The sequence below is a fragment of the Leclercia sp. TB492 genome (assembly GCF_049974505.2).
Lineage (GTDB): Bacteria > Pseudomonadota > Gammaproteobacteria > Enterobacterales > Enterobacteriaceae > Enterobacter > Enterobacter adecarboxylatus_C.
The window spans coordinates 2,349,493-2,362,794 of sequence record NZ_CM127572.1 but is presented as its reverse complement, the minus strand read 5'-3'; the positions used below and the strand labels follow the sequence as shown (position 1 = coordinate 2,362,794).

Sequence of the window (13,302 nt, the reverse complement as noted above, 5' to 3'; positions counted from 1 at the left end):
GGTTAACTCTCCTCCTGCGGCGCGGGCTGAAACAGGCTTTCCTTGTTTTCAGACCAGAACGCGACAATCACCGGGCGATCCTTATCGGTCATCAGCAGCATATTTCGTTCAGTTATTCTGATGGGCGGATGGTTCGGGAGCGCCAGCGTAAAACGAAATGCCTCCGCAACGGGCTGGCTGTCCGCTACCGCCTGCCAGCGGGCGGCCATCTGCGCCTGCTGTCGCGCATCGGGTACCCGGATCAGCAGCGCTTCCCGGGTGGTGACCTGGGCTAACGCGGCGGCGAGGGCCGGGTGCGCATGAGGATCCCAGACCAGGCGACCCGTTTCGGGATCGAGGGAGTAGGCCGTAGACCGGGGATGACGGTCGGCGGGGGTATGCGTTTTCTGGGCGCGAATAAACACCAGCAGCAGGGCAGCGGCGGAGAGGTAACATTGCGCCAGCAAAATCGACTCCTCCGGGGTCAGGCGGGCGAAATAAAAGGGGCCGGTTTCGCGCCAGGAGGCGTAGATCACCACGGCGCTAAAGAGGATAAACGCCAGAGATGCCAGGCGATTACCGCAGATAACGGTGGTGGCGGTCAGCAGGACCAGCGGCAGGCAGGCAAGGGCGTAAATCAGGGCGATATTGTCGCTGCGGTCGGGCACGCCGTTGAAGATATAGAGGGTCGTCAACAACACGGCGAACACTAAAAACACGCCTGCTAATGACTCCTGCCGCGCCCCTTTATCGGCCGGGGCCAGCAGGCCCATCAGCGGCGGGGTGACAAACAGCGTGCCGGTGACGTTGGCGCTCCAGACGATCCACAGCCACGGCATCTGCACGCTCCCGGCCATCAGGGAGAGCCAGCCGACCCCCGCCAGCGCCGCCAGCGCGCTGAAGACGATAGTGGAAATCACCCAGTTGACGATTTTGTGCAGGCGGTCGTAGCCCCGGGAAAAGTAGCGCACGCTCCATGCAATGCCCAGATGGCTGGTCAGCGAAAACAGGGCCAGCACCAGCGAGACGTGAAGCGTATGCTGAAAGGTCACCCCCAGTAACAGGCGGGCAAGGAACAGGGTAAGCCAGAGCGCGAGCCACCGCTTTCGCGTCGTGATGAGAAAGGCGGTGACGGCCACGCCCGACGGCAGCCAGATAAAGGCCGCCCGGCTCTCAGGACCGTCGAGAAATAACGAGATCCAGCCCAGCAGATAATAGAGTGCGCCCCAGGCGAGTAACGAGACCGCTAACGTCAGTTTATCTGCTTTCATCCAGGGCTCCCGGCAGCGACCGTCGCTTTAAAAAAGATATGACCTTTTCGCCGGGTTAGCCATTTTTGCCGTGGCGATGAGTCGCCAGGCGCAGGGTGAAAGGAGATCAGCCAACACAGCGACGGTTTGCTGAATGGCGGTAGAAGCTTGTCAAAATATGAACTAATTTCAGCGGAACAGCGTTACCAGCCTGGATCCGGTGACACAGTTATGGCGAATAAAGGACGGTTTTCAGTTTGCAGCCGCCAACAGGATCCCCATGCTGATAGCTGGCTTCGGGAAGCAATATCTCTGCTGTTCCGGCGAGTTGAAATCAATGACCCGCCCTTAACTGGTTCGTTATCTGGCTGAATGTCATGTTGAGTTCATTTTGATTCATCCCTTCAGGGAAGGTAATTGACGTCTGTCGCGGCTACTCTTCGACATGTTGTCGGTTCTGGCGGGAAAAGGGGTGCTAGATTATAGCTTGTGGGACGAGCACAAGACTTTTTACTTCAAGGCGATTCAGGCTGGTGTGTCAGGCAACTACAGCCCCATGATGCAACTGGTTGACGATATTCTGCCTGATTAGCGGGCGAGACCAACGGCTTTCGCCTGGGCCTGATTTTGTTTGAGTTGCTGCTCAATTTTTTGTACAGAAACGCCTGTTTCGATCGCGGTTGAGCTGGCAACGGAACGATAGATCTGAGCTTTGGTGATGGTTTTTTTCTCATGCTATGTACCTCCTGAATGGCTCTGGAACTTTAGGGAGGAACCGTGCCATTAGCAAGGTGGTTCGTACCGTCACCCATTCATCGGGGCGAAAACAAATTTTCGCCCCGATGTTGTTCAGCCGCCGAACACCGCAATCGCCTGCTGCAGGCGGGTGGTGCGCTGGGTGAGGTGGTTGGCCGCCTGGGTGACGTGCTCCACCATCCCGGTGTTGTTATGGGTCATCACCCCGATACGGGAAATGGATTCATTAATCAGGGTCAGCGCCTGGGTCTGTTCCTGGGTGGCGTGACCGATCTCCTTGATCAGGGCCGACATGTTCAGCACGTTACCAATCATGGTGGTCAGCTGGGTTTCGGTCTGTTCCACCATATCCACCCCGGCGTTGACGCTGGCGACGTTCTTCTCGATAAGCGATGCGATCTCCTTCGCTGCTGAAGCAGAGTGCTGGGCCAGGTAACGCACTTCGGCGGCGACCACCGCGAAGCCGCGTCCCGCCTCCCCGGCGCGGGCGGCCTCAACCGCGGCATTCAGCGCCAGGATATTGGTCTGGAAGGCAATCCGGTCGATCACCGCGATGATATCGACAATCTGGCCGTTATCCCGCGACACCGACTGCATCACGCCGATGGTCTGCTTCATCACCGCTTCGCCGCTATACGCGCTGGCGCTGGTCTGGTCGGCCATCCGGATTGCCTCTTCCGCCGTTTGTGCGGTCTGTTTTACCGCGCTGGCAATCTCTTCCACCGCCGCAGCGGTCTGCTGCAGATCACCGGAGGTCTCTTCCGAGCGGGCCTGCAGGGCATCGCCTTCTTTGGCGACCTGCTGGCTGATATCGCGGATACCGTTGATTTGCGTCCCGACATCATCCACCAGCGAGTTCAGGTTTAATCCGGACTGGTTAACCAGTCGCATCATTAAGCCAATCTCATCGACGCGATCGAAATGGGTGTAATCTGTCTTGCGACCCGACACCACGCGCTGCATCTGTTTAACGATGGTTTTTACCGGGCGACAGATCTGGGTATTGAGAAATAACGCCAGCAAAATAAACAGCAGCGCCAGGACGACGGACTGCATTATTCCGGTAGAGAATAATAAAGGCAGGGCCAAAGCGAGCAGGGCGGTAATACCAAGGGAGTAATTAACCCGCTTCGCGGTACTGAGCCGTTTGAAAATAGAGAGGAAGGAGAATATTCCCCGACGCACCAGCACCCCTTTATAAAAACGATGGCCTTTTATTTCGTTATTTCGCACCCGCTGATAGAGCGCCTCGCTGGCATCGATCTCACGACGTTCGGGAATATTGCGCACCGAGATATAGCCGGTGAGGCTGTCATTCTGGTAGACCGGCGTGACGTTGGCCCGCACCCAGTAGTGATCCCCGTTGTGACGGCGGTTCTTCACCAGCCCGGTCCAGCTCTCGCCCTGCTGCAGGGTAAACCACATATCGCCAAATGCCTCCGGGGGCATATCAGGATGGCGGATCACATTATGCGGTTCACCAATAAGATGTTCTTCTTTATAACCACTGGCATCAATAAAGGCCGAGTTCGCGTACGTAATATGACTCTGGATATCGGTGGTCGACATTAGGGTCGACCCTTCGTTAAGCAAATACTCGTTTTGTGTAACTTGATTGTTACGCCTCATGAATAACTCCATGGTGATGTCTGTGTAAAGAGAAGCCGCCCGAAAAAAGTTTCAGGCAAGGTTAACTGTTTATTCTGTAATATTACGGCTGGCGTATTCTCCACAAAAATTAATGAATTAGAAAGCGCCTGAATTAACTATTTTTTTGTATTAACCGGTGCTTATGTAATAAAAATGCAATCAGCAGGGGGTGAATATCAATGCAGGCGGGAAATAAACCGACTTAAGGCAAATATAACGGAAATAATGGCTCCATGGCGAAAACGACACTTCCGAAATCGTGTTTCATTAACATTCATAAAACATTATCATTGTTAGCCCGTTTTTCCCGACGCATCAGGAAATGTGATGAAAATCAATATTATTGGCACCAGCGGCAGTGGTAAGAGCACGCTGGCCCGCAGGATCGCTAGTGAACTGGCACTGCCCTGTATCGAAATGGACACTCTGTACTGGCGTCCTGACTGGCAGGGCACCCCGGACGAGGTCATGTTCGCAAAGCTGGAGACGGCGCTCAGCGCCACGCCAGGCTGGGTGCTGGACGGCAACTACAACCGCACCCGCCCGATAAAATGGCGCAACGTCGATCTGGTGGTATGGGTCGATTACGGCCTGGCCCGCACCCTGCGTCAGGCCGTCACCCGGGCGGTTAAACGCGCCTGGACGCAGCAGGAGCTGTGGCCCGGCACCGGCAACCGGGAGAGTTTTCGTCGCACCTTCTTTAGCCGGGAATCGATCCTGCTGTGGACAATCAAAACCTGGCGCAGCAACCGGGTGCGCTACGAGGCCGATATGCAAAACCCGGCTTTTGCCCATATCCGCTTCGTGCGCATCACCTCCCGCCAGCAGGCCAACGCCCTGATCGCCGGGCTCCGTTCATCGCGATAGTCCGACGCGGTATTTCTGAAATCCGGCAAACCAAATGTAAATTAATTGTTTCTCAGAGGTGAAATCGCCCTTTAATAATGGCGACATGTTTAGTCAAACGAGATTGCAACATGTCCTGGCGAATCAGCATTCTGGATAAAAGTCCTGTCGCAGAAAACGAAACGGCCGCCGATGCGCTGTCGCGCACCTTAAGCCTGGCGCAACAGGCCGAAACCCTGGGTTATCACCGCTTCTGGATTGCCGAACACCACAACACCCCGCAGCTGGCAAGTCCGTCGCCTGAGCTGCTGATTGCCTGGATCCTCGGGCAGACCCGACGCATTCGCGTCGGCTCCGGTGGGGTAATGCTGCAACACTACAGCCCGTACAAAGTGGCAGAGAACTTCAACCTGCTGGCGGCTATCGCCCCCGGGCGTGTGGATCTGGGCGTCGGCAAAGCGCCGGGCGGCCTGCCGCTCTCGACCCGGGCGTTACAGCTCGGCCTCAGCCAGCAGGAGAAGGGCGATTTCGCCGACCAGCTGGCGCAGCTGGATGGCTGGATCAACCCGATTTCACAGGAGGAGGCGGTTCGTGCCACTCCGTTACCTCAGGTTCCGGCGGCGGGCTTCCTGCTGGGCGCCAGTGCGGAGAGCGCACGCCTGGCCGCCAGCCTCGACTGGGACTTCGTTTTTGCTGCCCATCTGAATGGCGATCCCGATCTGCTGCGCGAGGTGATTAGCACCTGGCGCGTCCATAGCGCCCGGGAGGTGATTGTCGCGGTGCAGGCCATCGTTGCGCCAACCCAGGCGCAGGCCGAGGAGCTGGCCAAATCCGTCGAAGTGTGGGGCGTTGAGCTTACCAACGGCCAGCGGGTCACCGTTGCCAGCGAGGAGCAGGCTTATGCCTTTGCTCGCCAGGCGGGCAGCGAGCCGCTGCGCATCGCCCGACGCGCCCAGTCCCTGCTGGCAGGTACCGCGGAGTCGGTACTCGAACAGCTGGAGGCACTGCATCAGCAGTGGGGCATCGACGAATTCATCATTGATACCCCGGTTGCCGACGGCACCGCCCGGGTGCAGTCCCTGCGCCTGCTGGCCCAGGCCCGACAGCAGAGGGAGGTGGCTGCATGAGCCTCGAACAACAGCTGATCGCCTGGCGCCGCGAGCTGCACCAGAACCCGGAGCTTTCCGGCGAGGAAGTACAAACCACCGCCCGCCTGCGCCAGTGGCTGGGTGACGCCGGGATCACCGTCCTGCCCTATGACCTGCACACCGGCGTGGTTGCCGAAGTGGGGAAGGGTGATAAACAGATTGCCCTGCGGGCCGATATCGACGCCCTGCCGATTGAGGAGCGCAGCGGCGTAGCCTTTACCTCCCAACGCCCGGGCGTCATGCACGCCTGCGGCCACGACATCCACACCAGCGTGATCCTCGGCGCTGCCCTGAAACTGAAAGCCCGCGAAGACGCGCTTAATGGCCGGGTGCGGATCCTGTTCCAGCCCGCGGAGGAGAACTTCGGCGGCGCCAAAAGCCTGGTGCGCGCCGGGGCCCTGCGCGACGTCAGCGCCATCTTCGGCATGCATAACGAACCCGGTCTGCCGGTGGGCAGCTTCGCCACCCGCGGCGGCCCGTTCTACGCCAACGTTGACCGCTTCGTATTTCGCATTACCGGCAAGGGGGCGCACGCCGCCCGTCCGCATGAAGGCAACGATGCGATTGTACTCGCCAGCCAGCTGGTGACGGCCCTGCAAAGCGTCGCCAGCCGCAACGTGAATACCCTGGATTCAGTGGTGCTGAGCGTGACGCGCATTACTGGAGGCAACACCTGGAACGTGCTGCCGGAAAGCGTCGAGCTGGAGGGGACCCTGCGTACCCATCGCACGGAAGTGCAACAGAACGTGAAGGCCCGGGTGGCCGAAATCGCTGCCGGATTTGCCGCCGCCTTTAACGCGCAGATCGACATCACCTGGTATGCCGGGCCTACCGCGCTGGTTAACGACGCCAACTGGGCCGAGTTTGCCACCTCGGTGGCGCGGGAAACCGGGTATGAGACCCGGCAGGCCGAGCTGCACATGGGCGGGGAGGATTTTGCCGTCTACCTGCAGCAGATCCCCGGGGCTTTCGTCAGCATCGGCAGCGCCAGCCAGTATGGCTTACATCATCCGGCCTTTAACCCGGACGAGGCCTTAATTGAACCCGCCGCGCGATATTTCGCCCAGCTTGCGGAAAAAGCACTGAATCAACTTTAAGGGTAAGGAGTGAATATGTCCGCAACACGACAACTGCGCCTGGGCACGATACTGCATGGCGCCTCGGGGAATATGTCGGCCTGGCGTCATCCGGCAGCGCCTGCCGATGCCAGCATCAATTTTAACTTTGTCAAAGAGACGGCCCTCAAGGCCGAGGCGGGCAAGCTCGACTTTATCTTTGTCGCCGATGGCCTCTACATCAATGAGAAGTCGATCCCGCACTTTCTCAACCGCTTTGAGCCCCTGACCGTGCTGTCAGCGCTGGCGACCGTCACATCACGGTTGGGGCTGGTGGGCACCTTATCCACCTCCTACAGCGAGCCCTTCACCGTGGCACGCCAGTTTGCCAGCCTCGACCATCTCAGCAACGGCCGGGCGGGCTGGAACGTGGTCACCTCGCCGCTGGAAGGTTCAGCGAAGAATTTCTCCCGCGACAAGCACCCGGAGCACGCCCTGCGTTACCGCATCGCCGATGAGTATCTCGACGTGGTGAAAGGGCTGTGGGACTCCTGGGAGGGCGACGCCTTTGTGCGTAACAAAGAGACCGGGGAGTTCTTCGACCCTAAAAAGCTGCACACCCTCGATCACCACGGGGATTTCTTTAAGGTAGCCGGGCCGCTGAACATTGGCCGCACGCCGCAGGGCAGGCCGATCGTCTTCCAGGCCGGCGCCTCGGACGACGGCAAAAAGCTGGCGGCGAAACATGCCGATGCCATCTTTACCCACCATGACACCTACGAAGAAGCCCAGGCGTTCTGGCACGACGTGAAAAGTCAGCTGAAGCAGCATAGCCGCCGTGAGGACGAATTGCATATCTTCCAGGGGGTGAGCGTCATCGTCGGGAAAGACGCCGCCGACGTGGAGGAGCAGTACCAGACCACCGCCGCGCTGGTCTCCATCAACGATGCCCTGAACTATCTGGGCCGCTATTTTGAGCATCACGACTTCAGCCAGTATCCGCTGGATGAAGCCTTCCCGGACATTGGGGATCTGGGGAAAAACAGCTTCCGCAGCACCACCGATGAGATCAAACGCAACGCCCGGGAGCGCAACTTAACCCTGCGTCAGGTGGCGCTGGAAGCCGCCTCGCCGCGTCCGCGTTTTTCCGGCACCCCGGAACAGGTTGCTGATGGCTTACAGCAGTGGTTTGAGGGCTATGCCGCGGACGGGTTCATCATCCAGGGCGGCACCCCGGATACCTTCCCGCGCTTTGTGGATCAGGTGGTGCCGCTGTTGCAGGCGCGCGGCCTGTTCCGCACCGAATACCCCGGCACCACCCTGCGTGAGAGCCTGGGATTAGACCAGCCCGTTAATCAGTTCACACAACAATAACGCACACAACAATAAGAGAACCTGCCATGAAAAAATCATCGCTTATTCTGGCGCTCGCGCTGGCCTTTACCCCTGCCGTCTGGGCAGAGAACGTCAACATTAACGGCACCGGAGTCAGCCTCGAGGCCAACAAAACGCCGATCAACACCGCAAAAAATCCGCAGGCCATCGCCCAGCTGCCGGCCAGCTTTAAGCCGGTGGTGCCGGGTAAATTCACCGTGGCGATTGCCGGGCTGAGCCAGCCGCCGCTGACGGTGTTTGCCGATGACAACAAAACCCTGATTGGCAGCGAGGCCGATATCGCCCGTCTGGTGGCCGACAGCCTCGGGCTGGAGCTGAACGTGGTGCCCACCTCCTGGGAAGACTGGCCGCTGGGGGTGACCTCCGGCAAATACGACGCGGCGATCAGCAACATCACCGTCACCAAAGAGCGTAAAGAGAAGTTCGATTTCGCCACCTACCGTAAGGATTCCCTGGGCTTCTACGTGAAATCCACCAGCCCAATCAAGAAGCTCGAGAAGGCGGAAGACATCGCCGGGCTGCGGATTATCGTTGGCTCCGGTACCAATCAGGAGGCGATTCTGCTGGCGTGGGATGCGGAAAACCAGAAGAAGGGGCTGAAGCCGTTCACCCCTATCTACACCAAAGATGATGCCGCCCAGACCCTGGCCCTGCAGTCCGGTCGCGCGGACGCCTACTTTGGCCCGAACGTGATTGGCGCGTGGAAAGCGGCCCTCAACGGTAAAACTAAACTGGTGGGCAGCGTCGACGGCGGCTGGCCGAAGGCGGCGCATATCGCCGTGACCCTGAAAAAAGGCAGTGGCCTGGCCGAGCCGGTGCAGACCGCCCTGAACGGCGTGATCAAGAACGGCGACTATGACAAGGTGCTGAACCGCTGGGGTGAAGGCGTGGAGCGCATCCCGAATTCCGAAGTGAATCCGGCCGGCCTTGGCGACTAAGGAGAACCTATGAGCGACCTTTTTCGTGACGTTTCGCCGGAGGACGCCGATCTTCAGCCCATCATCGAGGGGCTGTTCGGCGAGTACGCGGCGCGCTACGGCGACTATTTCTCTAAAGATGCCGAGATCGAGTTGACCGAGTGGTATCTGGCGCCGCAGGGGCTGTTTATTGTCCTGGAGCGCGACGGAAAAATCATCGCCACCGGGGCCTATAAACCCTTCGATGGGCAGACCGCCGAGATCAAACGGATCTGGACCGACAAATCCCTGCGCCAGCAGGGACTTGCCGCCCGGGTGGTGCAGGAGCTGGAGCGCCGGGCGGTACTGGCCGGTTACAGCCAGATCTACCTCACCACCGGCTTTCGTCAGCCGGAAGCGGTGCGGCTCTACCTGAGCCAGGGCTACGCGGCGCAGTTCGACCTGACCCGCGACCCGGAAGAGTACAGCCAGCCGCCGTTCGACGGACGGCTGCGCTTCACCAAAACGCTGGTACGCGAAGCGTTCAGTAAATCGGCATGAGGAACGACGATGAACAACGTTGAAACCATCAAAGTGGTCCCGGCGCGCTACCCGCTGCGCACGGTGGGGGCTATTGTGGCGCTGTTTGTGCTGGCGGTGGTGATCCAGTCGGTGGCCTTTAACCCGCGCTGGGAGTGGAGCGTGTTCGCGCGCTGGTTCTTCGATCCGGTGATCCTTGAAGGGGTGGGGCAGACGCTGCTCCTGACCCTGATCGGCACCGCGCTCAGCGTGGCGATCGGCGGCATGTTAGCCCTGGCCCGACTGTCATCCTCGTGGCTGCTGAGCAGCCTCGCCTGGGGCTATATTTGGCTGTTCCGCTCCCTGCCGCTGATTGTGGTGCTGATTATCCTCTACAACTTCTCCTATCTGTACGACACGCTGTCGCTCGGCGTGCCGTTCACCAGCATCACCTGGGGCAGCTTTGAGACCATCAACGTGCTGGGGCAGTTCTCCACCGCCGTTGTCGGCCTGACGCTGGTGCAGAGCGCCTATACCGCGGAGATCATTCGCGGCGGCTTCCTGGGGGTCGATCACGGCCAGTATGAAGCGGCGGCCGCGCTGGGTTTGCCGGCCTCGCGCCGCACCCTGCGCATCATCCTGCCGCAGGCGCTGCGCACCATTCTGCCGTCCGGGTTCAACGAAATCATCAGCCTCGCCAAGGGCACGGCGATGGTTTACGTCCTGGCGATGCCGGAGCTGTTCTACACCATCCAGATGATCTACAACCGCACCCAGGAGGTGATCCCGCTGCTGATGGTCGGTGCCGTCTGGTATCTGGTGATCACCGCCGTACTCTCCGCCATTCAGCATCTGGTTGAACGTGCTCTGGCCCGCAGCGAGCGCCGTTCGGCGGTGAACACCTCCCGCGCCACCCGCACCCGTTCCGTTACCACCCAAACCACACAGGAGCCTGTCCATGCGAGCCTCTCCTGAAGGACATATTTCCATTACCGGCGTCAGCAAGTTTTTTGGTCGGCACAAGGCGTTGGATAACGTCTCGCTGGAGATCCCGCCGGGCTCGGTGACGGTGATCCTCGGCCCGTCCGGATCCGGTAAATCCACACTGCTGCGCACCATTAACCACCTCGAGCGCGTTGATGAAGGTTTTATCCAGATAGACGGGGACTACATCGGCTATCGCCGGGAGGGCAACACGCTGTACGAGCTGAAGGAGAAAGCGATCCTCAAACAGCGCATCAACGTGGGCTACGTGTTCCAGAACTTCAACCTGTTCCCGCACCTGACGGTGCTGGAGAACCTGATTGAGGCGCCGATTGCCCACAAACAGCTGAGCCGAAAAGAAGCGGTCGATCGGGCCTACGATCTGCTGGACGTGGTGGGGCTGCGCGATAAGGCCGACGCCTGGTCGCGGCACCTTTCCGGCGGGCAGCAGCAGCGTATCGCCATTGCCCGTGCCCTGGCCCTGCGTCCGCGGGTGATGCTTTTCGACGAGCCCACGTCGGCGCTGGACCCCGAGCTGGTGGGTGAGGTGCTGGACGTGATCAAAAAGCTGGCCCGCTCCGGCACTACCCTGGTGGTGGTGACCCATGAGATTGGCTTCGCCCGGGAAGTGGCAGACCAGGTGGTGTTTATGGTCGACGGCAAAATCGTCGAGCAGGGGAGCAGCGACGAGGTGTTGAACCGTCCGTCCCACGCCCGAACGCGGCAGTTCCTGTCCAAAGTGCTGTAAGGAGAGAAGATGAAAAAGGGATTATTGGCGTTGTTAATGGTGGCGTCTACAAGCCACGCCGCCATTGATTTACAGGCGAACGAGCAGCCGATGCCGGTGACGGTGGATAAGCAGGCGGTGGCGAAGATCCCCGCAAACTATAAATTTGTCGAACCGGGCACCTTAACCGTCGCCATTTCGGCGCTGAACTCGCCGCCGCTGGCGCTGCTGGCCAGCGATAACCGCACCCGCATCGGCAGTGACCCGGATATCGCCCGGCTGCTGGCGGGCAGCCTCGGTTTAAAACTCAAGCTGGTGCCGACGGCGTGGGAAGACTGGCCGCTGGGCATCACCTCCGGGCGCTACGACGTGGCGCTGGTCAACATTGCGGTGACCGAGCAGCGTAAACAGAAGTTTGACTTCGCCACCTATCGCGTCGATAACCTGGCCTTCTCGGTGAAATCCACCAGCGAGGTGCAGTCGATCAAGAACGCCGCCGATCTGTCAGGCAAAAAGGTGATTGTTGGCTCCGGCACCAACCAGGAGCGCATTCTGTTGGGATGGAACGAAGAGAACAAAACCGCCGGGCGCGAGCCTGCGCTGCCGGTCTACCTTACCGACGACGCCTCAGGCAATCTTTATATCCAGTCCGGCAGGGCGGACGTGTTCTTTGGCCCGCAGTCGGTATCGGCTTATAAAGAGGCCCTGACCGGTAAAACCCGGGTAGTGGGCTTAGGGCCGAAAAAAGCGTATGTCGCCACCACCACCAAAAAGGGTAACGAGCTGGTGTATGCCCTCCAGGCGGCGCTCGACGGGGCCATCCAGCGCGGCGAATACCAGAAGGTGCTGGCGCGCTGGGGCGAGCAGGGCGAGGCGGTGGCGCAGTCGGAGGTTAACCCGCCCGGGATAACCTACTGAGGCTGCTCTACACTTAAGGCTTTGACCGAGGTATAGCCGATGATCAAAGTCTATGGCGTTCCCGGCTGGGGCTCAGCCATCAGTGAAGTGATGCTGACCCTCGCCGATATTCCGTATCAGTTTATTAGCGTCGACGGGTTCGATAAGCCGGGCGCGACGCGCGAACTGCTCGAAAAACTGAATCCCCTGTGTCAGGTGCCGACCCTCGAGCTGGAGAACGGCGAGATCATGACGGAAACGGCAGCCATTGCGCTGCTGGTGCTGGATCGCTGTCCCGATCTGGCACCTCCCGTCGGGCACCCGGATCGCCAGCAGTTTCAGCGCCTGCTGATCTGGCTGGTGGCTAACGTTTATCCCACCTTTACCTACGCCGATTACCCGGAGCGCTGGGCACCGGACGCCCCCGAACAGCTGCAACAAAACTGCCGCGAATACCGTAAATCGCTCTATCTTTGGCTGGATAACCACCTCAAAGCAACGCCATACGCCTTTGGCGAGCAGATCACCCTTATCGACTGCTATCTGTGCGTGATGCGTATCTGGGGGCCTCGCCCGGACTGGTTTGCCGCCAACACGCCGAACATTACCGCCATTGCCGATAGCGTGTGCAGGCTCCCGAAACTGCACAAGGTGCTAAAAGACAACGAGATACTCTGCTAGTCTGGAACGCTTACTCAAAAGGAGCCCTGCACATGCCACACGTCAATATCAAATGTTTTCCCCGCGACCTGAACGACGAGCAAAAAACCGCGCTGGCGGCAGATATCGCCGAGGTGATTACTCGCCATCTGAACAGTAAAGATCGCTCCATTTCGGTGGCGCTGAACGAAGTTCAGGAAGCCGACTGGAAAGCGCAGGTCTGGGATACGGAGATTGGTCCGAAGCTGGATGAGTTGATTAAAAAGCCGGGATATTCGATGTAAAACCTTTTGCCCGGCCTACGGGTTCTGTACCCCTGTAGGCCGGGTAAGGCGCAGCCGCCACCCGGCAAATGAGGCTGCCGGATAAAATAACGTATTCGTCATTTTGTTGTTTAAACTTGGTTGAAAGGCATTTATTTTATATTTGTGCGGTGATTTTCTAACGGTTATAAATTTATTTGGTGAATGCCTTTATATTTATAATGGCTGGTTTTACATAGTTAAATCATATTTTAATAATGGGGTTGGGTGTATTATT

11 protein-coding genes and 2 pseudogenes are annotated in these 13,302 nt (G+C 59.0%); 11 read left to right on the top strand and 2 right to left on the bottom strand.

Annotated features, from left to right (window positions below; translation table 11 throughout):
• Nucleotides 1-2 precede the first annotated feature (2 nt).
• Nucleotides 3-1,250, bottom strand: a complete 1,248-nt coding sequence (locus ACP4QI_RS11195) for an MASE1 domain-containing protein (RefSeq protein ID WP_426494619.1) — start codon at nt 1,248-1,250, stop codon at nt 3-5.
• A gap of 165 nt (nt 1,251-1,415) precedes the next feature.
• On the opposite strand from ACP4QI_RS11195, the pseudogene ACP4QI_RS11190 reads away from it, so the two are divergent.
• Nucleotides 1,416-1,821: pseudogene (locus ACP4QI_RS11190) on the top strand (Fic family protein).
• A gap of 257 nt (nt 1,822-2,078) precedes the next feature.
• Here the strand turns inward: ACP4QI_RS11190 and ACP4QI_RS11185 are convergent.
• Nucleotides 2,079-3,614: a methyl-accepting chemotaxis protein gene (locus ACP4QI_RS11185; RefSeq protein WP_426494620.1), complete on the bottom strand. Its 1,536-nt coding sequence runs from the start codon at nt 3,612-3,614 to the stop codon at nt 2,079-2,081.
• Between the two features lie 348 nt (nt 3,615-3,962).
• Between ACP4QI_RS11185 and ACP4QI_RS11180 the strand changes: the two genes are divergently transcribed.
• The 10 genes and pseudogenes from ACP4QI_RS11180 to pptA all read left to right on the top strand — a co-directional run bounded on the left by ACP4QI_RS11180 (nt 3,963) and on the right by pptA (nt 13,046).
• The gene (locus ACP4QI_RS11180; protein WP_285128722.1) at nt 3,963-4,502 is read left to right on the top strand and encodes a (d)CMP kinase; all 540 of its coding nucleotides are present in this window, start codon (nt 3,963-3,965) and stop codon (nt 4,500-4,502) included.
• A 110-nt stretch (nt 4,503-4,612) separates the two neighbouring features.
• On the top strand, nt 4,613-5,608 hold the full coding sequence (locus ACP4QI_RS11175; RefSeq protein ID WP_426494621.1) for an LLM class flavin-dependent oxidoreductase: 996 nt from the start codon (nt 4,613-4,615) through the stop codon (nt 5,606-5,608).
• Nucleotides 5,605-6,726 (top strand): amidohydrolase, encoded by a 1,122-nt coding sequence (locus ACP4QI_RS11170; RefSeq protein WP_426494622.1) that lies wholly within the window; start codon nt 5,605-5,607, stop codon nt 6,724-6,726. Before ACP4QI_RS11175 ends, ACP4QI_RS11170 begins: the two co-directional genes overlap by 4 nt.
• A 15-nt stretch (nt 6,727-6,741) precedes the next feature.
• Nucleotides 6,742-9,017 (top strand): annotated as a pseudogene (locus tag ACP4QI_RS11165) (NtaA/DmoA family FMN-dependent monooxygenase).
• Nucleotides 9,018-9,026: 9 nt separating this feature from the next.
• Nucleotides 9,027-9,536 (top strand): GNAT family N-acetyltransferase, encoded by a 510-nt coding sequence (locus tag ACP4QI_RS11160; RefSeq protein WP_142489534.1) that lies wholly within the window; start codon nt 9,027-9,029, stop codon nt 9,534-9,536.
• Between the two features lie 9 nt (nt 9,537-9,545).
• On the top strand, nt 9,546-10,469 hold the full coding sequence (locus ACP4QI_RS11155) for an amino acid ABC transporter permease (RefSeq protein WP_426494623.1): 924 nt from the start codon (nt 9,546-9,548) through the stop codon (nt 10,467-10,469).
• Entirely contained in the window at nt 10,453-11,226 is a 774-nt protein-coding gene (locus tag ACP4QI_RS11150) for an amino acid ABC transporter ATP-binding protein (RefSeq protein WP_142489532.1), read from the top strand. Before ACP4QI_RS11155 ends, ACP4QI_RS11150 begins: the two co-directional genes overlap by 17 nt.
• Nucleotides 11,227-11,235: 9 nt before the next feature.
• Entirely contained in the window at nt 11,236-12,123 is an 888-nt protein-coding gene (locus ACP4QI_RS11145; protein ID WP_426494624.1) for a transporter substrate-binding domain-containing protein, read from the top strand.
• A 39-nt stretch (nt 12,124-12,162) separates the two neighbouring features.
• Nucleotides 12,163-12,783, top strand: a complete 621-nt coding sequence (locus ACP4QI_RS11140; protein ID WP_426494625.1) for a glutathione S-transferase family protein — start codon at nt 12,163-12,165, stop codon at nt 12,781-12,783.
• A 32-nt stretch (nt 12,784-12,815) separates the two neighbouring features.
• Complete coding sequence (pptA, locus tag ACP4QI_RS11135; RefSeq protein ID WP_142489529.1) at nt 12,816-13,046, top strand: tautomerase PptA; 231 nt, start codon at nt 12,816-12,818, stop codon at nt 13,044-13,046.
• The last annotated feature ends 256 nt before the right edge of the window (nt 13,047-13,302 follow it).

Excerpts from the sequence above, each read along its gene's own strand:
- ACP4QI_RS11185 (WP_426494620.1), bottom strand. The coding sequence starts at position 3,614 with ATGAGGCGTAACAATCAAGTTACACAAAACGAGTATTTGCTTAACGAA.
- ACP4QI_RS11195 (WP_426494619.1), bottom strand. The coding sequence starts at position 1,250 with ATGAAAGCAGATAAACTGACGTTAGCGGTCTCGTTACTCGCCTGGGGC.
- ACP4QI_RS11140 (WP_426494625.1), top strand. The coding sequence starts at position 12,163 with ATGATCAAAGTCTATGGCGTTCCCGGCTGGGGCTCAGCCATCAGTGAA.
- ACP4QI_RS11180 (WP_285128722.1), top strand. The coding sequence starts at position 3,963 with ATGAAAATCAATATTATTGGCACCAGCGGCAGTGGTAAGAGCACGCTG.
- ACP4QI_RS11170 (WP_426494622.1), top strand. The coding sequence starts at position 5,605 with ATGAGCCTCGAACAACAGCTGATCGCCTGGCGCCGCGAGCTGCACCAG.
- ACP4QI_RS11160 (WP_142489534.1), top strand. The coding sequence starts at position 9,027 with ATGAGCGACCTTTTTCGTGACGTTTCGCCGGAGGACGCCGATCTTCAG.
- ACP4QI_RS11155 (WP_426494623.1), top strand. The coding sequence starts at position 9,546 with ATGAACAACGTTGAAACCATCAAAGTGGTCCCGGCGCGCTACCCGCTG.
- ACP4QI_RS11175 (WP_426494621.1), top strand. The coding sequence starts at position 4,613 with ATGTCCTGGCGAATCAGCATTCTGGATAAAAGTCCTGTCGCAGAAAAC.
- pptA (WP_142489529.1), top strand. The coding sequence starts at position 12,816 with ATGCCACACGTCAATATCAAATGTTTTCCCCGCGACCTGAACGACGAG.
- ACP4QI_RS11150 (WP_142489532.1), top strand. The coding sequence starts at position 10,453 with ATGCGAGCCTCTCCTGAAGGACATATTTCCATTACCGGCGTCAGCAAG.
- ACP4QI_RS11145 (WP_426494624.1), top strand. The coding sequence starts at position 11,236 with ATGAAAAAGGGATTATTGGCGTTGTTAATGGTGGCGTCTACAAGCCAC.